Genomic DNA, 22,215 nt, shown 5'->3' with positions numbered 1-22,215 from the left:
TATAGACGCGCCCTCCCCGGTTTCCAACTGTCTGTGTTTACCCCTGTCGCCCGGCACGCCCGGCTTGACTATTTCAGGGGCGTTCGCGGCCTCTATCGACGTCAGCTTCCGCCATGCTCCAGATCACAGACCTGACCTTCAACGCCTGGGGCCGCAAATTCCTCGTGGACGCGTCCGTCAGCCTGCCGCCCGGTTCCAAGGTCGGCCTCGTCGGCCGCAACGGCATCGGCAAGTCGACCCTGTTCAAGTTGATCCTCGGTGAACTGGCGGCCGGTGGCGACGAGATCAGCCTGCCCAAGACCGCCCGCATCGGCTCGGTAGATCAGGAGCACCCCGCCACCCCGGTCAGTGTCATCGACACCATTCTCGAGGCCGACGTCGAGCGCCACACCCTGCTCGGTCGGCTGGAAACGGCCGAACCGGAAGAGATGGGCGAGATCTGGTCCCGCCTGATCGAGATCGACGCCGACGCGGCCCCGGCCCGCGCCGCCGAAATCCTGGTCGGCCTCGGCTTTGATCAGGAAAACCAGCAACGCCCGATGTCCGAGTTTTCGGGGGGCTGGCGGATGCGGGTGGCGCTGGCCGCCGCCCTGTTCGCTGAGCCGGACATGCTGCTGCTCGACGAGCCGACCAACTACCTCGACCTCGAAGGGGCGCTATGGCTGGAAGCGCGGCTCAAGAAATATCCCCACACGGCCCTGATCATCTCCCACGACCGGGAAATGCTGAACGAGGTCTGCACCCACATCCTGCACCTCGCGAACCATACTCTGACGCTCTACACGGGCAATTACGACGCCTTCGAAAAGGCCCGTGCCGAAAAGGCGCGGCTGCAGATGTCGGCCAAGGCCAAGCAGGACGCCGAGCGCGCCCACCTCCAGGCATTCGTCGACCGGTTCAAGGCCAAGGCCTCCAAGGCCGCCCAGGCCCAGTCCCGCATGAAGCGACTGGCCAAGATGGAGCCGGTCTCGACCACGATCGAGGAGCGGGTCGCCCCCTTTACCCTGCCTTCGCCACCCCGCCCGCTGGCTCCGCCCCTGATCCGGCTGGAGCGGGCCAATGTCGGCTATGACACCGGCAAGCCCATCCTGAGGAACCTCAACCTCCGCATGGATCTGGACGACCGGATCGGCCTGCTGGGTGTTAACGGCGCGGGCAAGTCGACCTTCGCCAAGATGATCGCCGGGGCGCTCAACGTCTCGGAGGGCGAACTGCATCGCGACAAGAAGATGCGCGTGGGCTGGTTCCACCAGCACCAGATCGAGGCCATGGACCCGACGGACACACCGCTGGAGATCATCCGCCGCGCCATGCCCGACTCGCCGGAGAGCGGACGCCGATCGAAACTGGCGCAGTTCGGCCTCAGCTACGAGAAGCAGGAGACCACCGTCGACAGCCTGTCCGGCGGCGAGCGGGCCCGTCTTCTGCTCAATATGGTCGCGATGGACGCACCGCACGTGCTGATCCTCGACGAACCCACCAACCACCTCGACATCGACAGCCGCCGGGCCCTGCTGGACGCGCTGAACGACTACACCGGGGCCGTGATCCTGATTACCCACGACCGATCGCTGATGGAGATGGTCGCGGACCGGCTCTGGCTGGCTGCCGACGGCACGGTCAAACCCTATGACGGCGACATGGACGACTATGCCAGGTTCGTCCTCGACCGCGCCAAACAGGCCGCCGTCAAACCCAGCCAGCTCAAGGCAGAAGCCGCCGCCATCGCTGAGCCTTCGCCAAACAGGAACAAGAAGAACGACAAGAAATCAGGTCCTTCGCCGTCCACCCTGCGCCACGCTGTGAAAAAGGCCGAGGAGCGGGTCGTCGCCCTGACATCGGAGCTTGCCCGGCTGGACGACGACATCGCCAATGCCTCGATCTCCAACCCAAGAGCGCTGGAAGGCCTGACCCGGTCACGCGGCAAGACCCAGCAGGACCTCGACGCCGCCGAAGCCGCCTGGATGGCAGCGGAAGAGGCTCTTGCCGAGGTTTCCTGATTTGGGAGTGACGATGTCGAAGATTGAATTCTCGAAGGAAGAACGCGCCGTTCTTGTCGCGCATATCCAGGGCTGGTTCCTCGATGAGCTGGACCACGAGATCGGTGTCTTGCCTGCCGAGGCACTGATTGACTTCATCGGCAAGGATATTGGGTCGATGTTCTACAATCGCGGCCTCTATGACGCCCAGGCGCTGGTCGCCAAGAAGGCAGAGGACATGGCCGATGCCCTCTATGGACTGGAGAAAAAATCAGGCTTGGTTCGCTAAAGTAATCTGGGTGGCTGTCGAATCCTGTCCCCCTCGCGCGTCTCCAGTTTGTCCCGCATGATCGGATGGTCCGATCAGCGACATATGGAGACCACCCCATGCAGTACGCGCTTCTGATTTATGAACCCGAGGCCGAAGCCTATCCGGCGGGCGAGGCCGATGAGGCCTGGCACGCCATCCTGACCGCCCACACCGCCTTCGGCGGCGAACTGGCCCAGGCCGGTGCAATGCGCAGCGGCGCGGGACTCAAGTCCGCCCGCACAGCCACTACCGTCAAAGTGACCCCGGAGAGTCGCACCGTCCACGACGGTCCCTTCGCCGAGACCCGCGAACAGCTGGGTGGCCTTTATGTCATCGACGTGCCCGACCTGGACGCTGCCATTGCATGGGCGAAGAAGCTGCCGATCGCCGGGACGGGCTCGATCGAGATCCGCCCCACCCTGGGCATGCCCGAGGACGCGTGAGGGCTCTGCTCGATCGCACGTTCCGGGAGGCGGGCGGGCGTGTCATCGCCGCGCTCGCCGCCTCCTTCCGTGATCTGGACCTGGCCGAAGAGGCGTTTGCCGAGGCTTGCGCGCGGGCGATCGAACGCTGGGGCTCCGCCCCGCCCGTCGACCCTGCAGCCTGGCTCTATGCAGTCGGGCGGCGGTGGGCGCTTGACCGGCTGAGGCGACGCATCACGGCGGCTGGCTACCGGCCCGACGTCCCTGCACCGCCCCCGACGCCCGAGGACCAGGCCATGGCGCTGGACGATCCAATTCCCGACGAGCGGCTGCGCTTGATCTTCGTCTGCTGCCACCCGGCGATGAATGCCGAGGCCCGCGTGGCCCTGACCCTTCGGACCGTCTGCGGTCTGACCACACCACAGATCGCGGCCGCCTTCCTGACACCGGAGCCGACCCTGGCGCAGCGACTGGTGCGCGCAAAACGCAAGATTGCCGAGGCCGGCGTGCCCTTCGAGGTTCCCGGACCAGACCACTGGCCCGAACGGATGGATGCGGTCCTGTCGACCCTCGAGATCGCCTATGCCCAGGCCCATGCAGACGCTGCCGGCCTGGGCCCGAACGCCGACCTTGCTGTCGAGGTGCTTGGCCTGACCGCCTTGCTGGCCCGTCTGGTTTCCGAGGATGCCGAGGTCCAGGCGCTGGCCGCCACGGTGCGCTTCACCGAGGCACGTCGCCCGGCTCGGCTGGCCGTCGACGGAACGATGATTCCCCTGACACTTCAGGACACGACCCTTTGGGACACAGGCCTGATCGCCGAAGCTGACCTCTATCTGGCCAGGTCCGCTGCACTGAGCCAGGCGTCCCGCACCCGCCCGGGTCCCCGCGCCCTGCAGGCAGCCATCCACGGAGCCCATGCCGGCCGGCGCAAAACCGGTGTCACGCCCTGGGCTGCGATCCTGGGGATCTACAATGCCCTGCTGGGGCTGCGCGACGATCCCGTCATACGTACCAATCGCGCGGTCGCCCTTGCTGAAGTCGAGGGGCCAGAGTCGGGCCTGGCCGCCCTGGACCTCACGCCCATACCCGGATGGTTGCCCTGGCATGCCGCACGGGGCGATATGCTGGTCAGGATCGGCCATGATGCCGAAGCCCTGCATGAGTTCGAAGCGGCGCTGGCGCTTGGCCCGTCCGCGGCTGAGCAGCGGTATCTTGCCGCCTGTCGTGACACCAGTCGGTCGAGGCTCAGCCCTTTTTCCGCATAGCGACAAGATAGACCTCGGACGAGCCCTTCCGGCTGGCGGCAGGCTTCACATACTTCACCTCTTCGAAGGCCGCCCGGAGGTTGGCGAGAACCTCGCCCGCGTCGCCGCCCTGGAAATTCTTGGTCACGAAATGGCCGCCGGGCTTGAGCGTGCGAATGGCAAATTCGGCCGCGATCTCGATCAGCGCAATGATTTTCAGGTGATCGGTCTGGCGATGGCCGACCGTGTTGTGGGCCATGTCCGACAGCACGAGGTCCGGCGCCCCGCCCAGTTCGCCGATCAGCTGCTGATCGACGCCCGGCTCGGTGAAATCCGCCTGGATCAGGACAGATCCCGGGATCGGCTCGATCATGAGCAGGTCCACACCGACCACGGCCGCCGCGCCCCTGTTCACGCAGACCTGAACCCATCCGCCCGGTGCCGCACCCAGATCGATGACCCGCGATCCCTTCTTCACCAGATGAAACCGGTCGTCGATCTCACTGAATTTGAAGGCTGCGCGACTGCGCCAGCCCTCGGCGCGTGCCTTTTCGGACCAGGGGTCAGCCAGTTGGCGCTTGATCCACTGCACGCTCGACATCGACTTCTTGTCGGCGGTCTTCATCTGGGTGCCCATCCCGCGACCTGCAGCCGTGCCGCCGGTGGGCTGGCGGACCATCTTGCGGCGAGCGGGTTGGGCGGGAACGGACTCGGGAGGCTTTTCGTCTTCACTCATGCTTCCCACATAGCGCCCGTGGCCCTCAACGGCTATGACCCCCGCCATTATCGAAAAACGGAGTGCCACCCATGGCCGACCAGACCCTGACCCTGACCCTCGACACCGGTGACGTTGTCATCAAGCTGCGTCCCGACCTGGCGCCCAACCACGTGGCCCGCATCACGGAACTGGCGTCGGAAGGCTTCTACGACGGCGTCGTGTTCCACCGCGTCATCGCCGGCTTCATGGCCCAGGGCGGCGACCCGACCGGCACCGGCACTTCCGGCTCCAAGAAGCCGAATCTGAAGGCCGAGTTCACCAAAGAGCATCATGCACGCGGCGTCTGCTCGATGGCCCGCACGAACCAGCCGGACACGGCCAACAGCCAGTTCTTCATCTGCCTCGATGACGCCGGCTTCCTCGACGGCCAGTACACGGTCTGGGGCGAAGTGATCGAGGGCATGGACCATGTGGACGCCCTGCCGAAGGGTGAGCCGCCCCGGAACCCGGGCAAGATCGTCAAGGCAACCGTGAACTGATCACGACGCCCGACTGAAAGATCCAGGGGGAGGTGCGCCGCAGGGCCGCCTCCCTTTTTCTTTGGGTCAGTCGCCGCCGTACCAGCGGAACCGGACATTATCGAATGTCCGCCCACCGGCAATCAGGGTCCCGCTCAGAACTGCGCCGTCGTCGCCGAGGTTGCGGCGCGCGGTCGCGAGCGCGTCCGGATCCAGCCTTGCGTTGAGGCTGACCGCGCCGAGTTTCTCGCTTCTTCCTGTGAATCGGACCGTGCTGTCCGTGACGACATAGGCGGTTGGCAGCACCCGCGCCGTCACGCTGTGTGCCTCACCGAGTTCCGTCGCCACCATCGGACTGGAAACATCGTCGAACTGCAGCATGACCGGCGCAAATGTCTGGCTTGTCTCGCCCTCTTCCCAGGTTTCGAACTCGAAAGGCTGGCCAAGGAAGATGTGGTCAAGCCTGTAGGAGCCAATCACGATGTCGGATGCTGGCAGGTAATAGCCAGACAGGTCGTCTTGCGCCGAACTCATAAAGGCATCTGAAGCCCTCGGACCCGAAGTCGACGCCGAGCCAGCCGCCGCTGGCGGCTTATCCGGAGCGCGCGCGTCCTCGCATCCGACCATGGCAAGGGTGATCGCGATCGCGATCAAACGCGCTCCATGTCCTGCGTTCGGGCTCAGGGCAGGACCGCAAGCACCGGCAACCAGCCTGACGCGTGCGCCATCTCTATTCCTCCGAAAATCGGCACGGCTGCAAGGAAGACCATGCCGTCGCGCAAGGTCGTCAGAAAAAACTGCGGCCTGACCACGAGTTCTTTTTCGTCGCGCCATTTCGAAAAGTCAGGACCGCAACGCGGCGTCCGGGCGAGGTAGTCCAGATAGGGCTGGCCAAAGGCTTCAGTCAGCCAGGCCTCTTCCTTCGCAATCGTGAAATGGAACACCAGAACAGCGATCATCACGAAGATCACGGCAATCACGAAACTGCCCGTTTGTGCCCCGACCCCGAACGCCGCTGCATAGCTGAACACATACAGGGGATTACGGCTGATCGAATAGGGACCAGTTGAAACTATCTCTGCCTTCTTGCGGCCGCCGATGTACAGCGAGCACCAGGCGCGTCCGACAATGGCCAGGACGATGGCCCCCAGACCGAACGCCTCGAGGGCTTGGTGAAAGGCTCCATGCCCCCACAGACTACCCGTGACCATGGCGAGGGCAACGGCAGCCACCAGACAGAGCCCGATGGCCAATTTGCGGATCTTCTGGACCCGCTGGAGATCGAAGGTGGCCGTTGTCATCGATGTTTTCCTCTTAGCGCAACGAAAGACCCTCCGGGACCGGGCGTGCAAGGACTATCTTTGCGGTCGAAACGCGTTAGCGATCCAGCGACCGGTCCAGCGTCCGGAACGCGGCAATCGCGAGCTCTGTGGAAGCCGTGAAGACTTCTGGCGTCACCTTCTCGAAGTCGTCCGTCGGCTTGTGGTAGTCGGGATGGTAGTCCACGCCCAGATACAGGAACGGTACCCCGGCCCGATAGAAGGCCCCGTGGTCTGACGCCTCGACCCAGTTGTTCGCGCCGGTGTCCTGGGGCGTGTCCTTGCCGAAGGCCAGCGAGACCGGTCCCTGCGGCTGGACGGTCTCGAGCAATGGCCGGAACGTCGGGTGCTGATAGGTGCCGGTGACCCAGAGCTTGCCGTCCGTCTCGGCCCGGGCGGTCATGTCGAAATTCATGTTCAGGGCTATGGAGGCCAGGGGTACGGGCGGGGCCTCTACGAAATGCTTTGCGCCGATCAGACCGCGTTCCTCGCCATCGAAGGCCACAAGGATCACGCTGTGCTCGGGAGCGTCTGCCTTCAGACGGCGCGCAAGCTCGAGCATGGTCGCGACGCCGGACGCGTTGTCGTCCGCGCCGTTGTAAATCTGGCCGTCGTTCACGCCGACATGGTCATAGTGGGCGCTGATGACGATGTAGCGGTCTCCGACCCGCGTACCGGGGATCACGCCCAGAATATTGGTGCCGTTGAAAGTTCTGGCACCCTCACGGGTCCGGCCCTGGGTCTGGAAGGGCTGAAGGCGTCCCATCGAGGACGGGGCAACGCCCACGGCTTCCAGCCGCGCCACGATATAGGCCCGCGCACGCTCGCCCCCGGGTGCCCCGGTGTCGCGCCCCTCCATGTCGTCCGCCGACAGGGTCCGGAGGTCCGTGATCAGCTGGCTATCGGCCGCCGCCGGAGCCGTCGCCGAGACCGGAGGGGCGTCAACCGCCGGCATCACGCAGGCCGTTGTCAGCAGGAGTACCGCGAGCGGCAGGGCACGAACGATCATCTGGCGGTCTCCAACGACGGGATCATCAGCCGTAACAGGCAAATCAACGGAAGTCAGATTACAGCCATGTAATCAGGATGGGTGCCAATTCATGACAACGGTGCGGTTGCCGCCGGCCTCTGCTTGCGGCAATTCCCGTGGATGCCCCTGACTTCTGTTCAAGACATGTCCTTCGAGGAAGCCGAGGCCGAACTGGCCCGGCTCTCAGCCGAACTCGCGCACCACGATGCCCTTTATCATCAACAGGATGCGCCGCATATTTCCGACGCGGAATACGATGTCCTGAAGCGCCGGGCTCTGGAAATCGAGGCGCTATTCCCCGAGCTCGTCGCTGGGGATACGCCGTCCCAGCTCGTAGGTGCCGCCGTGTCGACCCAGTTCGCCCCAGTGCGACACGGTGTGCCGATGCTGTCGCTGGACAATGCGTTCGATGGACCGGAAGTCACCGATTTCGTCGCCCGCATTCGGCGGTTTCTGAAGCTTGGCGTCGATGAGCCGGTTGCCTTCGTCGCCGAGCCCAAGATCGATGGCCTGTCGGCCAGCCTGCGATACGAGCACGGGATCCTCGTTCGGGGAGCAACTCGCGGTGACGGTCGCACCGGCGAGGACGTCACAGCCAACCTGCTCACGATTGCAGATATCCCGCAGAGGCTGACGGGCAAGGGCTGGCCGGACATCATCGAGGTCCGCGGAGAGGTCTATGCCCCGAACGACGCGTTTGACGCTTTCAATGCGAACGCGGAAGCTTCAGGGCAGCGCACCTATGCCAACCCTCGCAATTTCGCGGCCGGATCGCTGCGCCAGAAGGACCCGGCAGTCACCGCCCAGCGGCCCTTGCGCTTCTTTGCCTATGCCTGGGGCGAAACGTCCGAGCCCTTTGCTGAAACCCAGGCCGAGGCCCTGACAGCCCTCAAGGACTGGGGGTTCAAGGTAAATCCGCGCTCGACCGCCGTCGAGGATGGGAGTGGGCTGATTCCGCTTTACGACGGCCTGCAGGCCGATCGCGCGACCCTTGGCTATGACATCGACGGCGTCGTCTACAAGGTCGACCGACTGGACTGGCAGGCACGGCTCGGCTTTGTCGCCCGCACACCGCGCTGGGCCATCGCTCACAAATTTCCCGCCCAACAGGCACAGACTGTGCTTGAGGGCATCGATATCCAGGTCGGACGGACCGGCTCACACACCCCCGTCGCCCGCCTGCATCCTGTCACCGTGGGCGGCGTGGTGGTCCGCAATGCGACCCTGCACAATGCCGACGAGATTGAGCGGCTGGATGTCCGGATCGGCGACACCGTTACCCTGCAGCGTGCCGGTGACGTGATCCCCCAGATCCTGAATGTCGTCGATCCGGCCCGGCCGGGTCGCCCGGCCGCCTATGCGTTCCAGTCCGTGTGCGCCTGTCCGCTCAAGACGCCTCTGGTCAAGGAAACGAATGCCTCGGGCGTCGAGTCGGTCGTGCGGCGCTGCACGGGCGAACTGGCCTGCCCCTTCCAGCGCATCGAACATCTGAAGCACTTTGTCAGCCGCCGGGCCTTTGACATTGAAGGCCTTGGTGAAAAGCAGCTCATCTTGTTCCACGAGCGCGGCTGGATCAGCGAGCCGGCCGACATCTTCAGCCTTGCCCGCGACGAGGCCCGCCTCGCCGAACTCCGGGCCGAGGATGGCTATGGGGGGACCAGCGTCCGCAACCTGATTGCCGGCATCGATGCCCGTCGCACGATCGGGCTGGATCGCTTCATCTACGGGCTGGGCGTCCGCGATATCGGGGAACAGACCTCAATCGTCCTGTCGCGGGCGTTCGAGACCTGGCCAGCATTCGAATCCGCCTGCATTGCGGCCTCCGGCGGACTGGCATCGGACGCATGGACACGGCTCGCCGAAAGCCACGCCATATCACCGCGCGCCCTTTCGGTTCTGGCCGAAGCAATGCCCGCTGAGACTGATCCCTGGCCTGAGGCACCGATGGAGCAGAAGGTCGCCCTCGCCTTTCCGGCCCTTGCCGCGCCGGCCCGCCGCAGCCTCGCCCTTCTGGCGAACAACTGGTCTGATCTTCTTGAAATCTCACGCGTCGCTCGCGAGGAGGGCCCGTCCGATTCGCTGGGCCAGATTGCGGGCATCTCCGGCGTTGGCCCGGTCGCGGCACGGGCCCTGGCCCTGTTCTTCCGGGAGCCCCACAACCGCGCCATGGTCGATCGGCTCGTGGCCCAGATGACCCGGATCGAGGATGCAGAACGCCCGAAGATGGACACCGCCGTCGCTGGCAAGACCGTCGTCTTCACGGGCGCACTCGAACGCTTCACCCGGGACGAGGCCAAGGCGCGCGCCGAAAGCCTCGGGGCCAAGGTTTCGGGCTCCGTTTCGAAGAAGACCGACTATCTGGTCGCGGGCCCCGGTGCCGGTTCGAAGATGGCCGACGCCCTGAAGCACGGCGTGACCGTCCTGACCGAAGACGAATGGCTCGCCCTGATCGGCTGATGCGCCGAATTCGGCCCTGCGCTCGCGACGTCGGTCAGCGGTTCAGCGAGGACTGTCCAGCCGTCGCATACCGGTGGCCGGTCGCGGCATCCCTGGGGAAGACCGCCTCGATCGCAGCCAGATCGTCGGGGCTCAGCACCAGATCGGCGGCCGCGGCGTTTTCCTCAAGCGTCCTCACCCGGCGCGTGCCAGGAATCGGGACCAGATGCTCGCCCTGGGCCAGGACCCATGCCAGCGCCAGCTGGGCCGCCGTCACGCCCCTGGCCCTTGCGACCTCGGTGACGGCCGTCACCAGGTCGATGTTCTTCTGGAAATTGTCACCCATGAAGCGCGGATTGGTGCGGCGGAAGTCGCTCTCCTCCAGATCATCAATCGACTTAATCTCTCCCGACAGGAAGCCCCGACCCAGCGGACTGTAGGGCACGAAGCCGATGCCCAGTTCATCGCAGGTGGCGAGGATTTCGTCCTTGGGATCCCGCGACCAAAGCGAGTATTCGGTCTGCAGAGCCGTGATTGGATGGGTAGCATGCGCCTTGCGCAGGGTCGCAGGCGAAGCCTCGGACAGGCCGAGGAACCGCACCTTGCCCTCCGCGACCAATTCGGCCATCGCGCCCACCGTTTCCTCGATCGGCGTATCCGGGTCGACGCGGTGCAGGTAGTAGAGATCGACGTGGTCGACATTCAACCGCTGCAGGCTGCCCTCGATCGCACGCCGGACATTGCCAGGAGAACCGTCGACCTTGAGAGCCGTGCGCTCTGCATTGTAGCCGATGCCGAATTTGGTCGCGATGAAGGCCTTATTGCGCCGCCCTGCCAGCGCCTTGCCCAGCTGGACTTCATTGGTGTGCGGGCCATACATCTCGGCGGTGTCAAACAGGGTCACGCCCAGGTCGAGGGCGCGATGGATGACCTCTTCAGCCTGGGCCTGGCTGGAGGCGGGACCATAGAAGGCCGCCATTCCCATACAGCCGAGGCCGATGGCCGAGACCTCGGGACCGTTCCGTCCAAGCTTGCGGGTCTTCATGGCGCGCTCCTTTTCTGTCGCCGCACTGAGGTCGGACCCAGCAGCGCAATGCGCAAGATGCTCAAGGCCGAAACCATCGCCGTTTGTGTCCGATCAATCAGAGCGGCGCGCACTGCGCGGTCAACCACTCCAGAACTTCACCATCCAGCTGCGGCCCGACCTTGGCCAGTGTCTCTGCATGATAGGCATCGACATAGGCGCGCTCGTCAGGCGTCAACAGATCAACATTGATCAACCGTCGATCCAGGGGTGCAAACGTCAATTGCTCAAACGCGTGCATGGGCCGCTCGCCGCCCTCGATGGCCCTGGGCTCGGTGACGACCTGCAGCGTCTCGATCCGGATGCCCCATTGGCCCTCGCGGTAGTAGCCCGGCTCGTTGGACAGGATCATGCCGGTCAGCAGAGGCTGGGTATTCACCAGCTTGGCGATCCTTTGCGGTCCTTCGTGGACGCCCAGATAGCTGCCGACGCCGTGACCCGTGCCATGGTCATAGTCCAGACCCGCCATCCACATCGGCAGACGGGCCAAGGCGTCGATCTGGTGACCCGTCGTGCCGACCGGGAAACGCACCGTCGCCATGGCGATATGGCCCTTGAGCACGAGGGTGAACATCCGCCGCTGATCGGCCGAAGGCTCACCGACCGCCATGGTGCGCGTCACGTCCGTGGTGCCGTCCAGATACTGGCCACCGCCATCCACCAGCAGCAGGGATCCGGTTTCCATACGGCGGATCTTGTCGCCAACGGGCTTGTAATGAGGAAGGGCCCCGTTCGGCCCGGCCCCGGCAATGGTGTCGAACGACAGGTCCATCAGGCACCCCGTCGCCTCCCGGAACCCCTCAAGAGCCTCGACGACCTCACGCTCACTGGGCAGGGTGTGCTGGGCGACCGTATCCACCCAGTGCAGGAAACGCGCGAGCGCTGCGCCATCACGGATATGGGCCTGACGCGCGCCTTCGATCTCGGTCGCGTTCTTGGTGGCCCGCGGCAGGGCGCAGGGATCCGTAGCCCGCACCACATCCGCTCCAGCCGCTGCCAGCCGGTCGAAATACCAGGCCGAGGACTGCGCCGGATCAATCAGCACCTTCCGGCCTGTCAAACCGTCCAGAGCGGCGTCCAGCGCCTCGGGGGCATCGAGCGCAACATCGTCCCCCAGCCAGCCTGGCAAGGAATTAGTCACCTTGGCAGGGTCAAGAAACAGCCGGGCGGTACCGTCAGCGTTCAGGATTGCCTGGCCCAGAGGAAGCGGCGAACGGATCACGTCCCCGCCCCGCACGTTGAAAAGCCATGCGATCGAGGATGGTGCGGTCAGGACTGCAACCTCGGCGCCGACATCGCTCAATGCCTTCCCGATACGGGCCCGTTTTGAAGCATGGCTCTCGCCCGAGTAACGATCCTCGTGCGGGACCACAGGCGCTGCGGGCTGGGCCGGACGCGCCTCGCCCCAGGCCTGGTCCAGAGGGTTCGGTGTCACGGGCTTCAGCTGGGCTCCGGCCTTCGCCGCCGCCGCTTTCAACGTCGTCAGGGCCTGCGGGCTGTGAAGCCGCGCATCATAGCCGATCACCGCTCCCGACGGTGCCGTCGCCAGCCACTCGGCGACGCCGTCACCTTCCAGAGAGCGGATCTCGAACTGGTCTGCGTCCACCTGGGCCCGGACCTGAACGGTGTAGCGCCCGTCGGCAAACACCGCGGCCCGGTCCGCCAGCACAACGGCGGCCCCTGCCGAACCGGTGAAACCGGTCAGCCAGGCCAGCCGGTCGTTGGCGTCGGGCAGATATTCGTTCTGATGCTCGTCCTCGTGCGGGACCAGCAATCCGTCCAGGCCCTGCTCCCGCATCCGGGTTCGCACGAGCGGCAGATGCCGGGCTCCAAAGGACGGATCGGTGGTTTCGTTGAAGGTCTGGCGCATGGCCATGACCTATGCTCTTCGTCAGCCGCGCTCAAGATGTCCCGTCTGGCCTTCATGTGAGCCGGACAATCCGTGTAAGACACGGCAACACTCCGGAGCCCTGCCATGACCTACAGCCTCGGCGAAGAACTGCCCCGCCCCGTCGCCTCTACCGAACTGTTCGACCGGCTGTCATCCAGACGCTCGGCCTCGGCCCAGACCCTGCAAAGTCCAGGCCCTGCGCCTGCCGTTCTGGATTCCATTCTGGCCCTTGGGGCCCGGACGCCCGATCATGGCAAGCTGTTTCCCTGGCGGTTCGTCGTCATGGGACCGGAAAGCCGCCACCAGATCGCCAAGGCCTTGCGGCCCCTGGCAGACCGCCAGCCTGATCCGAAGAAGGCTGCGGCCGTGCTGGGCAAGCTGACCGCGCCTCCGGTCAGTATCCTCGTGCTCTCGGTGCCGGTTGCCGGTCACCCGGTGCCGGTCTGGGAACAGGAACTGTCGGCGGGGGCCGTCTGCATGAACCTCGAGCATGCCGCGGCTGCCTTCGGCTTTTCCACAAGCTGGATCACCGACTGGTACAGCTATGACACCGAGGCCAAGGCCCTGTTTGGCGTCCGGGAGGGTGAGCGGGTCGCCGGCTTCATCCATATCGGCACGGTGGCAGAGGCTCCGCTGGAACGCGTCAGGCCCGACGTTGCGGCCCTCACGACCCATCTGCCCTAGGCTCAGTCTCCGGTGGGTGGACCCAGGAGACCATCACGATCGAGATGATCATCAGCAGGAACCAGCTTCCCAGCTTGGCCAGTGAAACCATCTCCCATCCGGCCTCCTGACCGGGGTAGACCCAGGCCCGACCCAGGGTGCCCAGGTTCTCGGCAAACCAGATGAACAGGGCGACGAGGAAATAGCCCAGCAACAGGGGCATCGACCTGCGTCGGCGGTCCGCTGTGAAGAAGAACCAGCCTCGGGCGAAAAGCAGCGCCGTCGCGATGAAGAGGGCGATCCGCACGTCCGGAAGCCAGTGATGGGCGAAGAAATTCACATAGATCGCTGCCGCCAGAACCCAAGTGGTCCATAACGGTGGATAGGCGCGCACCCGGATGTGAAAGATGCGCTGGACCCGCGTGATATAGCTGCCAACGGCGGCGTACATGAAGCCCGAGAACAGCGGCACGGCGCCGATCCGAAGGATGGAGTCCTCCGGATAGATCCATGATCCATGGGCTGTCTTGAACAATTCCATGATCGTCCCGGCGACATGGAACAGGAAGATGACCCTGGCCTCATCCCAGCTCTCGAGCTTGAAGGCCAGCATCCCGGCCTGGATGACTAGGGCGCCAACGACCAGGAAATCATAACGACTGACCGGTGCCGGCCCATCTGGCCAGAGGATCGGCCAGACGAGGAAAGTCCCAAGGATCAGCGCCAGCATCAGCCCGCCAAAGAGACAGGCCCATCCCTGTTTCAGTCCGAACCAGAGGAACTCGAAGGCATGGCGCCGCCACCGGGACCGGTCGGCCCACGCCTGCGCATCGGCCAGCAGGCGACGCCCCCAGGTCTCCAGCGGCAGGCGGACGGACGTCATGCGGTTCTGCTCCGGCGAGTGTGTTGCCTGTTCAGGCCTTGCCGTCAGCCCCGCCCGCGATAGGTCGGCACACCCTGGTCCGGCAGCCAGAGCCCCTCGGGGGCTGCTCCGGTCTGCCAGAAGACATCAATCGGTATGCCGCCGCGCGGGTACCAGTAGCCGCCGATACGAAGCCATTTCGGCGCAAGGAGATCCACCAGCTTCAGGCCGATGGCCACGGTGCAGTCTTCGTGGAATGCGCCGTGGTTGCGGAAGGCGGTCATGTAGAGCTTCAGCGACTTGGACTCGACCAGCCACTCGGCCGGCGCATAGTCGATGACGATATGGGCAAAGTCGGGCTGGCCAGTGACCGGGCACAGGCTGGTGAACTCCGGCACGGTGAAGCGCGCAAGGTACAGGGCCTCGGGATGCGGATTTGGCACCCGCTCCAGCATGGCGGTTTCGGGGCTGGATGGCTGGGCCGTCTGGGTGCCGAGCTGGCTCAGGCCGGATGTGTCTGTGGTCATGTCCCGCCCATAATGCCTTCGTGCCCGCGGGGGAAGAACGCGCGGGGCATCGGGCGATCCGTCGCAATGGGGATTGAGCCCTCTGGGACGATGGCCTCTGCCCTTCCTTCGTAATGGCGATCTGCTAAACGCCTGCCACCTGCCCGCCACGCTGCGAAGAGCCTGACATGACCGACGTCCGCATTGAGACCGACACCTTTGGCCCGATCGAGGTCGCCGCCGACCGTTACTGGGGGGCCCAGGCGCAGCGCAGCCTCGGCAATTTCGGGATCGGCTGGGAGAAGCAGCCGCTGCCGATCGTTCGTGCCCTGGGCATCGTCAAGCGGGCCGCCGCCGAGACCAATATGGCGCTCGGCCGTCTGGACCCGGCCATCGGCAATACCATCGTCGCCGCCGCCAACGAGGTCATCGAAGGCAAGCTGGACGATCATTTCCCGCTTGTCGTCTGGCAGACGGGCTCGGGCACCCAGTCCAACATGAACGCCAACGAGGTGATCAGTAACCGCGCCATCCAGATGCTGGGCGGCGAGATGGGCTCCAAGAAGCCGGTCCATCCCAACGACCACGTCAACATGAGCCAGTCATCCAACGACACCTATCCCACGGCCATGCATGTCGCCTGCGCCGAAGAGGTCGTGCACCGCCTGCTCCCGGCCCTGCAGCAGTTGCGCAACGCCCTGAACGACAAGGCCGAAGCCTGGAAGGGCATCATCAAGATCGGCCGCACCCACACCCAGGACGCCACCCCCCTGACCCTCGGCCAGGAATTCTCAGGCTATGTCCAACAGGTGACCAAGGGGATCGAGCGGATCGAATCAACCCTGCCCGACCTGATGCAACTCGCCCAGGGCGGCACGGCCGTCGGAACGGGCCTGAACGCGCCTGTGGGCTTTGCGGAAGGCGTCGCCGACCGGATCGCCGCCATCACCGGCCTGAAGTTCACGACCGCCCCGAACAAGTTCGAGGCTCTCGCGGCCCACGACGCCATGGTCTTCAGCCATGGAGCCATCAACACCGTGGCCGGATCCCTGTTCAAGATTGCCAACGACATCCGCTTCCTCGGCTCCGGCCCTCGCTCGGGCCTTGGCGAGTTGGCCCTGCCGGAAAACGAGCCCGGCTCCTCGATCATGCCGGGCAAGGTCAATCCGACCCAGTGCGAAGCCCTGACCCAGGTGTGCGTTCAGGTGTTCGGCAACCACGCTGCCATCACCTTTGCCGGCTCGCAGGGGCATTTCGAGCTGAACGTGTTCAACCCGGTCATGGCCTACAACTTCCTGCAGTCCGTCCGCCTGATGGCCGATGCCGCCGTCAGCTTCACCGAGAACTGCGTCGTCGGGATCGAACCGCGCGAGGACAACATCGCCCGGGGCCTCAACAACTCGCTGATGCTGGTCACGGCCCTGAACAGCAAGCTCGGCTACGACGCCTGCGCGAAGATCGCCAAGACGGCGCACAAGAACGGCACCACCCTGCGCGAGGAGGCCGTCGGCGGTGGCTATCTGACCGACGACGAGTTCGACGAGGCTGTTCGCCCCGAGAAGATGATCTCGCCGGGCTGACCCTAGCGGCGGAACACGCCGACCAGTTCGACATGGGCGGACCAGAGGAACTGGTCGATCGGTGTCACCGTCTCCAGCCGGAACCCGGCATCGATCAGCATCCGGGCGTCCCGGGCGAAGGTGACGGGATTGCAGGACACCCCGACCACCACGGACGCCTTGGTGTCCGCGATCTGCGCCGTCTGGTCCTGGGCTCCGGCCCGGGGCGGATCGAAGACGATCGCGTCGCAGCCCTTCAGATCATAGGGTGACAGCGGGCGGCGGAACAGGTCGCGGGCCTCGGCCGTGATCTGGCGCAGGCCGGACGTCGAGCCAATCCCGGCCTTCAGGGCCGCGATGCCCGCCGCCGAGGCATCGGCTGCCAGCACCGGTGCGACTTTCGCCAACGGGAAGGTGAAGGTTCCGGATCCGCAGAACAGGTCGGCGATCTTCTTTGCGCCCTTGACGGCCGCCACGGCCCGGGCTGTCATGGCAGCCTCGGCCTCCGGTACCGCCTGCAGGAAGCCTCCGGGCGGCACCGGGACGGTCGCCGTCCCGAAATTGACCCGGGGCTGGCGCTGCATCATCAGCGTGTCCCCCGCCAGACTCAGCCGCGCGAGATCCGCATCCCGCGCCGCCCGGATGGCCTGCATCTGACGATCGGCCGACAAGCCGCCGGACTTGCGCTCCACCCCCGTGACATCGACGTCCAGACCATCCAGCGTCAGAGTCACGTGCAGGGTCGGTGCCGACTTGGGATGCTCCAGAAACGCTGCGGCAACCTTGGCCAGCGCCGGAAAGGCTGCCACCAGGCGCGGATCGGCGACCGGGCATTCTGTCACCTCGACCAGCCTCCAGGATTTGCGGGCTTTAAAGCCCAGGATCACTCTTCCCTGCTCGGTCCGGCGCGCATGCAGGGCCACGCGCCGGCGCGACTGCATCGGCACGGCCACGGTCGGTTCGATGTCCGTCTCGATCGCTTCCCGCGCGAGGGCCAGCCGGACCTGTTCGCCCTTCCAGACCAGATAGGGCTCCATGGCCCAGTGCTGCAGTGAACAGCCCCCACAGTCGCCATACTGCGGCGACACCGGCACGATCCGTTGTGCACTGGCTTCGACGATCTCGATGAGATCTCCACGACCGTCCCGCACATCGGCCCGCACGGTCTCACCCGGCAAGGTCAGGGGAACAAAGACAGGGCCGCCGGGGGTCTCGGCCAGACCATCCCCCTGCCCGGCCATGCGGACGATCTTCAGCAATTCGCTCATGCGCCGTCCTTAGCGCCCCGCGAGGCGCAAAGCGAAACCTGAACGAAGATGAACGACGCACTCAAATCCCGTTCAGTTTCGCCGGTCCATAAGCACAGGCAACAGACGCCCCCCGGAATCTTCCGGAGCCGGTCTGAAACAGGAAACAGGACTGCGATCATGACCGCTCGTTCCGCCAAAAAGGCCACGCTGGCCATCGTTGCCGCCGTTGCATCGGCCGGCGCACTCATGGTTCCAGCCTCGGCCTCGGCCCAGAGCTATGGCTATGTCCCCGGATACGGGTCGCAAAGCTATGGCAGCCAATCGTACGGCTATCGCGACAACTATGATCGTTGCGGCCAGCTGGGCCAGGGTCGCACGGCAGCGGGTGCCACGGTTGGCGCAACCCTCGGTGCCGTCGCCGGCTCGCAACTCGCAGCACGCGGTCGCCGCACCGAGGGAAGCATTCTCGGCGGCGTGGTCGGAGCCCTGATCGGCGGCAGCGTTGGTCGCGCCAGCAACGATGACTGCCGCACGTCCGGCTATGATTACCGGTACGACCAGTCCGGCTATCGGGACGCGCCGGTCTATTCGACCGGCTATCAGCAGCCCGTCTATGACGACCGGTATCGGGACGAACGCTATCAGGACGACCGCTACCGTGACGATCGCCGCTACGACGACCGCCAGTATGGATACCCGTCGTCGGGTTACGGCTACTCGCAGGGTTATGAGCAAACCTGCCGCACGGTCCAGACGACCCGCCGCGATCCCTATGGTCGCGTCATCACCCAGACACGCCAGGTCTGCTGATCCGGCTCACGAGATCGCGTCGCTGATTAAGTTTCAGCCCCCCTGTCGATCAGCGGCGTGACGGAAGCCGTCGGTGGAGCAATCCATCGGCGGCTTTCACCTATTGGGGCATCGGTTCAGGCGCGTTTCCTGGCCCAGAGCAGGAACTCGACATTGCCGTCGCCGCCGACGATCGGGCTCGGGGTCATTGCCTGGACGGACCACCCGGCAGATTCCAGCCATTCGCTGACGGACGTCACGGCGGCACGATGCGCGTCCGGGTCCTTGACCACGCCCTTTTTTCCCGCACCGCTCGGGCCATCGGCCTCGAACTGAGGCTTCACGAGGGTGACGAGATCGGCCCCCGCCTCTGCCAGGGCCAGCGGCACCGGCAACGCCTTGGCCAGACCGATGAAGCTGACATCGCAGACGATCAGGGTCGGCGCTTCGGGAATGAGCGTCTCGTCCAGATGCCTCGCATCGGTCTGTTCCAGACTGACGACACGAGGATCGGCCGCCACCCGGGGGTGGAGCTGGCCGGAACCGACATCCACCGCAAACACTTTCGTGACCCCGCGTTCCAGACAGACCTCGGTGAACCCGCCCGTCGACGCCCCGATGTCGAGGACAACGCGCCCCTCCAGCGGGATGGCCCACAGCGTCAGGGCGTGGTCCAGCTTGACCGCACCGCGCCCCACCCAGCGGTGGGCATCGACCGAGGTCAGTTCGGCCCCGTCATCGACCTGTTGCGAGGCGGATTTCGCGGGCTGGCCGTCCACGGTGACGCCACCGGCCTCGATTGCCGCCCGGGCACGGGCCCGGCTTTCACTCAGGCCGCGTGTCACGAGCAACTGGTCCAGGCGGCTCTTCACGCCATGGCATCCAGTCGAGCCAGAGCCGCGACCAGCCGCGCCTTGCCCTCTTCGGCGGTCACCAGCTTGGCGCGGTTCTCCTCGATCACCGCCTCCGCTGCCTTGGCCACAAAATTGGGGTTGCCCAGCTTCTTCATGACGTGAGCCGCGTCACTCTCGAACACCGCGATCTCCTTGTTCAGGCGCGTGCGTTCTGCGGCCAGGTCGATAATCCCCGCCAGTGATAGCGCTGCCGTCGCGCCGCCGGTCACAAAGGTCACAGCGCCCGCCGGCGCGGCATCGGCGGCTTTGGCCTCCGACACCCGTGCCAGTGTCAGGATCAGGCCCCCGTGCCGGTTCAGCCGCTCCGCCGTCGTCGCATCCGGGGTCACGAACGTCAGCGGCGGTTTGGCGGCTGGCGGGACGTTCATCTCGCCCCGCAGCTGGCGAACCTCGGTCACCAGGTCGACCAGCCAGCCGATCTCGGCCTCGGCCGCAGCATCGATGAAGCTGTCGGGCAGCACCGGCCACTCGGCACCGATGAGCATGGGCTCAGCGCGGCTCGCGCCCTCCCTGCCCAGTTCGGCCCACAGTTCCTCGGTGATGAAGGGCATGACCGGGTGAAGCAGCTTCAGCGTCTGGTCCAGCGTCCAGGCGGTCATGGCGCGGGTCTCGGCCTTGGCGGCCTCGTCGGTGCCCTGGAACACGGGTTTGGCCAGTTCGAGATACCAGTCGCAGAAGACGTTCCAGACGAACCGGTACAGGGCCGAGGCGGCGTCGTCGAAACGCCCCCCCTCAATCGCCTCCGAAACCTGTCGTTCGGCCTTCGTCAGTTCGCCCCGGACCCAGCGATTGACGGTCTGGTCCACGGTCGACGGGTCGAAACCTTCGACCCGGGCGCAGTCGTTCATCTGGCTGAAGCGGGCAGCGTTCCACAGCTTGGTGCCGAAATTGCGATAGCCCTCGATCCGCTGGCGGCTCAGCTTGATGTCGCGCGTGCCCGACAGGATCGCCATGGTGAAGCGCAGGGGATCCGCCCCGAGCTCATCGATGATCACCAGAGGATCGATCACGTTCCCCTTGGATTTGCTCATCTTCTGGCCCTTCTCGTCACGGACGAGCCCATTGATGATGACGCGCCGGAACGGCACCTCGTCCATGAAATGCAGTCCCATCATCATCATCCGGGCGACCCAGAAGAAGATGATGTCAGCCGCAGTGACGAGATCCGAGGTCGGATAGAACCGCTTCAGATCGTCTGTGCCCTCCGGCCAGCCCATGGTCGAGAAGGGCCACAGGGCGGACGAGAACCAGGTGTCGAGGACGTCCTCGTCCTGTGTCAGGGCCTTGCCGCCGGCCAGGGCCAGCGCCTCGGCTTCGGTTTCTGCGACATAGATCTGGCCATCGGCGTCATACCAGGCCGGGATCCTGTGCCCCCACCAGAGCTGGCGGCTGATGCACCAGGGCTCGATGTTGCGCAGCCATTCGAAATAGATCTTTTCGTAGGACTTCGGCTCGAACACGGTCGCGCCCGTCTCGACGGCCTTGATTGCGGGCTGGGCCAGGGTGTGGGCATCGACGTACCACTGGTCCGTCAGCCAGGGCTCGATCACGACGCCCGACCGGTCGCCATGGGGCACAACGTGCTTCGTCTTCTCGATCTCGCGCAGCCAGCCTTCGGCCTCGGCGCGGGCGACGATGGCCTTGCGGGCTGCGAAGCGATCCATGCCGTCGTACTCGGCGGGCACGTCCGGCGTATCGGCGGCCGTGATCCGGGCAAAGGCATCGAGAATGTTCAGGGCCTCGAGCCCTGCCCGCTTTCCGACGCCGAAGTCGTTGAAATCATGTGCCGGGGTGATCTTGACCGCGCCGGATCCCTTGGTCGGGTCGGCATAGTCATCAGCCACGATCGGAATGCGACGGCCCGTGATTGGCAGGGTGACGAACTTTCCGACCAGCCCGGCGTAACGCTCGTCCTCCGGGTGAACCGCGACCCCCGTATCGCCCAGCATCGTCTCGGGCCGGGTCGTAGCGACGACGATGAAGTCGCGGGTCTCCCACTCGACGGGATTGCCCTCCTCGTCGCTGGCGACCGGGTGCTCATAGGTGACACCGTCGGCCAGCGGATAGGCGAAATGCCAGTAGTGGCCCTCGACCTCGCGCTGCTCGACCTCAAGGTCGCTGATGGCCGTCTGGAACTGGGGATCCCAGTTCACCAGCCGCTTGTCGCGATAAATGAGCCCGTCCCTGTGCAGCTGGACGAAGACCTTGCGCACAGCCGCGTTCAGTCCCTCGTCGAGCGTGAACCGCTCGCGTGACCAGTCACAGGAAGCCCCGAGGCGGCGCAGCTGCTGGACAATCGTGCCTCCGCTCTCGGCCTTCCAGTCCCAGACCTTCTGTACGAAGGCCTCGCGGCCCATGTCCCGACGTCCGACATTGCCAGCCGCCGCGAGCTGGCGCTCGACGACCATCTGGGTGGCGATGCCGGCATGGTCGGTCCCGGGCAGCCAGAGCACTGCCTTGCCCTTCATCCGGTGATAGCGCGCCAGGATATCCTGCAGGGTGTTGTTCAGCGCATGGCCGATGTGCAGCGACCCCGTCACGTTTGGCGGTGGAATTACGATCGAATAGGCGTCAGCCGCCCCGTCGGTCGCGGCAGCCGCGCGCGGCGCGAACTGGCCGGACGCCTCCCACAGGCCGTAGAGGCGCGGTTCGGCGAGCGAGGGGTCAAAGGACTTGTCGAGCATGTTTGAAATCAATCGAACAGAAATGCGAAAGGGCGGC

The 22,215-nt window shown here is 65.2% G+C and carries 20 protein-coding genes; 9 read left to right on the top strand and 11 right to left on the bottom strand.

Annotated features, from left to right (window positions below; all coding sequences use genetic code 11):
• Positions 1 to 113: 113 nt before the first annotated feature.
• From GGR13_RS05110 to GGR13_RS05095, 4 genes are all read left to right on the top strand, one after another.
• Positions 114 to 2,000: an ABC-F family ATP-binding cassette domain-containing protein gene (locus tag GGR13_RS05110; protein ID WP_183212438.1), complete on the top strand. Its 1,887-nt coding sequence runs from the start codon at positions 114 to 116 to the stop codon at positions 1,998 to 2,000.
• A 13-nt stretch (positions 2,001 to 2,013) separates the two neighbouring features.
• Positions 2,014 to 2,268 (top strand): DUF2164 domain-containing protein, encoded by a 255-nt coding sequence (locus GGR13_RS05105; protein ID WP_183212437.1) that lies wholly within the window; start codon positions 2,014 to 2,016, stop codon positions 2,266 to 2,268.
• A 98-nt stretch (positions 2,269 to 2,366) separates the two neighbouring features.
• Positions 2,367 to 2,732 carry a YciI family protein gene (locus GGR13_RS05100; protein WP_183212436.1) on the top strand — a complete coding sequence of 122 codons (366 nt, stop codon included), beginning with the start codon at positions 2,367 to 2,369 and terminating at the stop codon, positions 2,730 to 2,732.
• Complete coding sequence (locus GGR13_RS05095; RefSeq protein ID WP_343060297.1) at positions 2,729 to 3,976, top strand: RNA polymerase sigma factor; 1,248 nt, start codon at positions 2,729 to 2,731, stop codon at positions 3,974 to 3,976. Before GGR13_RS05100 ends, GGR13_RS05095 begins: the two co-directional genes overlap by 4 nt.
• Here the strand turns inward: GGR13_RS05095 and GGR13_RS05090 are convergent.
• Entirely contained in the window at positions 3,957 to 4,691 is a 735-nt protein-coding gene (locus tag GGR13_RS05090; RefSeq protein ID WP_183212434.1) for an RlmE family RNA methyltransferase, read from the bottom strand. The genes GGR13_RS05095 and GGR13_RS05090 overlap by 20 nt on opposite strands.
• Before the next feature lie 71 nt (positions 4,692 to 4,762).
• On the opposite strand from GGR13_RS05090, the gene GGR13_RS05085 reads away from it, so the two are divergent.
• Entirely contained in the window at positions 4,763 to 5,212 is a 450-nt protein-coding gene (locus GGR13_RS05085; protein ID WP_183212433.1) for a peptidylprolyl isomerase, read from the top strand.
• Positions 5,213 to 5,278: 66 nt separating this feature from the next.
• Here GGR13_RS05085 and GGR13_RS05080 read toward each other — a convergent pair whose 3' ends face one another.
• From GGR13_RS05080 to GGR13_RS05070, 3 genes are all read right to left on the bottom strand, one after another.
• Entirely contained in the window at positions 5,279 to 5,725 is a 447-nt protein-coding gene (locus GGR13_RS05080) for a hypothetical protein (RefSeq protein WP_246347706.1), read from the bottom strand.
• Positions 5,726 to 5,871: 146 nt separating this feature from the next.
• Complete coding sequence (locus GGR13_RS05075; protein WP_183212432.1) at positions 5,872 to 6,492, bottom strand: methyltransferase family protein; 621 nt, start codon at positions 6,490 to 6,492, stop codon at positions 5,872 to 5,874.
• Positions 6,493 to 6,568: 76 nt separating this feature from the next.
• Positions 6,569 to 7,519 carry a M20/M25/M40 family metallo-hydrolase gene (locus tag GGR13_RS05070; RefSeq protein WP_183212431.1) on the bottom strand — a complete coding sequence of 317 codons (951 nt, stop codon included), beginning with the start codon at positions 7,517 to 7,519 and terminating at the stop codon, positions 6,569 to 6,571.
• A gap of 141 nt (positions 7,520 to 7,660) precedes the next feature.
• On the opposite strand from GGR13_RS05070, the gene ligA reads away from it, so the two are divergent.
• Positions 7,661 to 9,997 carry an NAD-dependent DNA ligase LigA gene (ligA, locus tag GGR13_RS05065; RefSeq protein WP_183212430.1) on the top strand — a complete coding sequence of 779 codons (2,337 nt, stop codon included), beginning with the start codon at positions 7,661 to 7,663 and terminating at the stop codon, positions 9,995 to 9,997.
• A gap of 34 nt (positions 9,998 to 10,031) precedes the next feature.
• Here the strand turns inward: ligA and GGR13_RS05060 are convergent, their stop codons facing one another.
• Together GGR13_RS05060 and GGR13_RS05055 are read right to left on the bottom strand one after the other, a co-directional pair.
• Entirely contained in the window at positions 10,032 to 11,021 is a 990-nt protein-coding gene (locus tag GGR13_RS05060; RefSeq protein ID WP_183212429.1) for an aldo/keto reductase, read from the bottom strand.
• A gap of 97 nt (positions 11,022 to 11,118) precedes the next feature.
• The gene (locus GGR13_RS05055; RefSeq protein WP_183212428.1) at positions 11,119 to 12,930 is read right to left on the bottom strand and encodes an aminopeptidase P family protein; all 1,812 of its coding nucleotides are present in this window, start codon (positions 12,928 to 12,930) and stop codon (positions 11,119 to 11,121) included.
• Positions 12,931 to 13,035: 105 nt separating this feature from the next.
• Here GGR13_RS05055 and GGR13_RS05050 point away from each other — a divergent pair, with 105 nt between their 5' ends.
• Positions 13,036 to 13,635, top strand: a complete 600-nt coding sequence (locus GGR13_RS05050) for a nitroreductase family protein (RefSeq protein ID WP_183212427.1) — start codon at positions 13,036 to 13,038, stop codon at positions 13,633 to 13,635.
• Here GGR13_RS05050 and GGR13_RS05045 read toward each other — a convergent pair.
• Both GGR13_RS05045 and queF read right to left on the bottom strand, forming a co-directional pair.
• The gene (locus tag GGR13_RS05045; RefSeq protein WP_183212426.1) at positions 13,616 to 14,497 is read right to left on the bottom strand and encodes a DUF817 domain-containing protein; all 882 of its coding nucleotides are present in this window, start codon (positions 14,495 to 14,497) and stop codon (positions 13,616 to 13,618) included. The two genes, GGR13_RS05050 and GGR13_RS05045, sit on opposite strands and share 20 nt — an antisense overlap.
• 44 nt (positions 14,498 to 14,541) lie before the next feature.
• On the bottom strand, positions 14,542 to 15,003 hold the full coding sequence (gene queF, locus GGR13_RS05040) for a preQ(1) synthase (protein WP_183212425.1): 462 nt from the start codon (positions 15,001 to 15,003) through the stop codon (positions 14,542 to 14,544).
• Positions 15,004 to 15,170: 167 nt separating this feature from the next.
• Between queF and fumC the strand changes: the two genes are divergently transcribed.
• Positions 15,171 to 16,562 (top strand): class II fumarate hydratase, encoded by a 1,392-nt coding sequence (gene fumC / locus GGR13_RS05035; protein WP_183212424.1) that lies wholly within the window; start codon positions 15,171 to 15,173, stop codon positions 16,560 to 16,562.
• Positions 16,563 to 16,564: 2 nt separating this feature from the next.
• On the opposite strand, the gene GGR13_RS05030 is transcribed toward fumC, so the two are convergent.
• Positions 16,565 to 17,809, bottom strand: coding sequence for a class I SAM-dependent RNA methyltransferase (locus tag GGR13_RS05030; protein WP_183212423.1), 1,245 nt, complete (start codon positions 17,807 to 17,809; stop codon positions 16,565 to 16,567).
• Between the two features lie 159 nt (positions 17,810 to 17,968).
• Here GGR13_RS05030 and GGR13_RS05025 point away from each other — a divergent pair, with 159 nt between their 5' ends.
• On the top strand, positions 17,969 to 18,601 hold the full coding sequence (locus tag GGR13_RS05025) for a glycine zipper 2TM domain-containing protein (protein WP_183212422.1): 633 nt from the start codon (positions 17,969 to 17,971) through the stop codon (positions 18,599 to 18,601).
• A 116-nt stretch (positions 18,602 to 18,717) separates the two neighbouring features.
• On the opposite strand, the gene GGR13_RS05020 is transcribed toward GGR13_RS05025, so the two are convergent.
• Together GGR13_RS05020 and GGR13_RS05015 are read right to left on the bottom strand one after the other, a co-directional pair.
• Entirely contained in the window at positions 18,718 to 19,452 is a 735-nt protein-coding gene (locus GGR13_RS05020) for a TlyA family rRNA (cytidine-2'-O)-methyltransferase (protein ID WP_183212421.1), read from the bottom strand.
• Entirely contained in the window at positions 19,449 to 22,178 is a 2,730-nt protein-coding gene (locus GGR13_RS05015) for a valine--tRNA ligase (protein ID WP_183212420.1), read from the bottom strand. Before GGR13_RS05015 ends, GGR13_RS05020 begins: the two co-directional genes overlap by 4 nt.
• Between the last annotated feature and the right edge of the window lie 37 nt (positions 22,179 to 22,215).

It is taken from the genome of Brevundimonas variabilis (genome assembly GCF_014199945.1).
Taxonomy (GTDB): domain Bacteria; phylum Pseudomonadota; class Alphaproteobacteria; order Caulobacterales; family Caulobacteraceae; genus Brevundimonas; species Brevundimonas variabilis.
The sequence above is the reverse complement of the archived record's forward strand: the minus strand, read 5'-3'. Positions and strand labels throughout refer to the sequence as shown.

Excerpts from the sequence above, each read along its gene's own strand:
- GGR13_RS05110 (WP_183212438.1), top strand. The coding sequence starts at position 114 with ATGCTCCAGATCACAGACCTGACCTTCAACGCCTGGGGCCGCAAATTC.
- GGR13_RS05105 (WP_183212437.1), top strand. The coding sequence starts at position 2,014 with ATGTCGAAGATTGAATTCTCGAAGGAAGAACGCGCCGTTCTTGTCGCG.
- GGR13_RS05100 (WP_183212436.1), top strand. The coding sequence starts at position 2,367 with ATGCAGTACGCGCTTCTGATTTATGAACCCGAGGCCGAAGCCTATCCG.
- GGR13_RS05090 (WP_183212434.1), bottom strand. The coding sequence starts at position 4,691 with ATGAGTGAAGACGAAAAGCCTCCCGAGTCCGTTCCCGCCCAACCCGCT.
- GGR13_RS05085 (WP_183212433.1), top strand. The coding sequence starts at position 4,763 with ATGGCCGACCAGACCCTGACCCTGACCCTCGACACCGGTGACGTTGTC.
- GGR13_RS05080 (WP_246347706.1), bottom strand. The coding sequence starts at position 5,725 with ATGAGTTCGGCGCAAGACGACCTGTCTGGCTATTACCTGCCAGCATCC.
- GGR13_RS05075 (WP_183212432.1), bottom strand. The coding sequence starts at position 6,492 with ATGACAACGGCCACCTTCGATCTCCAGCGGGTCCAGAAGATCCGCAAA.
- GGR13_RS05070 (WP_183212431.1), bottom strand. The coding sequence starts at position 7,519 with ATGATCGTTCGTGCCCTGCCGCTCGCGGTACTCCTGCTGACAACGGCC.
- ligA (WP_183212430.1), top strand. The coding sequence starts at position 7,661 with ATGCCCCTGACTTCTGTTCAAGACATGTCCTTCGAGGAAGCCGAGGCC.
- GGR13_RS05060 (WP_183212429.1), bottom strand. The coding sequence starts at position 11,021 with ATGAAGACCCGCAAGCTTGGACGGAACGGTCCCGAGGTCTCGGCCATC.
- GGR13_RS05055 (WP_183212428.1), bottom strand. The coding sequence starts at position 12,930 with ATGCGCCAGACCTTCAACGAAACCACCGATCCGTCCTTTGGAGCCCGG.
- GGR13_RS05050 (WP_183212427.1), top strand. The coding sequence starts at position 13,036 with ATGACCTACAGCCTCGGCGAAGAACTGCCCCGCCCCGTCGCCTCTACC.
- GGR13_RS05045 (WP_183212426.1), bottom strand. The coding sequence starts at position 14,497 with ATGACGTCCGTCCGCCTGCCGCTGGAGACCTGGGGGCGTCGCCTGCTG.
- queF (WP_183212425.1), bottom strand. The coding sequence starts at position 15,003 with ATGACCACAGACACATCCGGCCTGAGCCAGCTCGGCACCCAGACGGCC.
- fumC (WP_183212424.1), top strand. The coding sequence starts at position 15,171 with ATGACCGACGTCCGCATTGAGACCGACACCTTTGGCCCGATCGAGGTC.
- GGR13_RS05030 (WP_183212423.1), bottom strand. The coding sequence starts at position 17,809 with ATGAGCGAATTGCTGAAGATCGTCCGCATGGCCGGGCAGGGGGATGGT.
- GGR13_RS05025 (WP_183212422.1), top strand. The coding sequence starts at position 17,969 with ATGACCGCTCGTTCCGCCAAAAAGGCCACGCTGGCCATCGTTGCCGCC.
- GGR13_RS05015 (WP_183212420.1), bottom strand. The coding sequence starts at position 22,178 with ATGCTCGACAAGTCCTTTGACCCCTCGCTCGCCGAACCGCGCCTCTAC.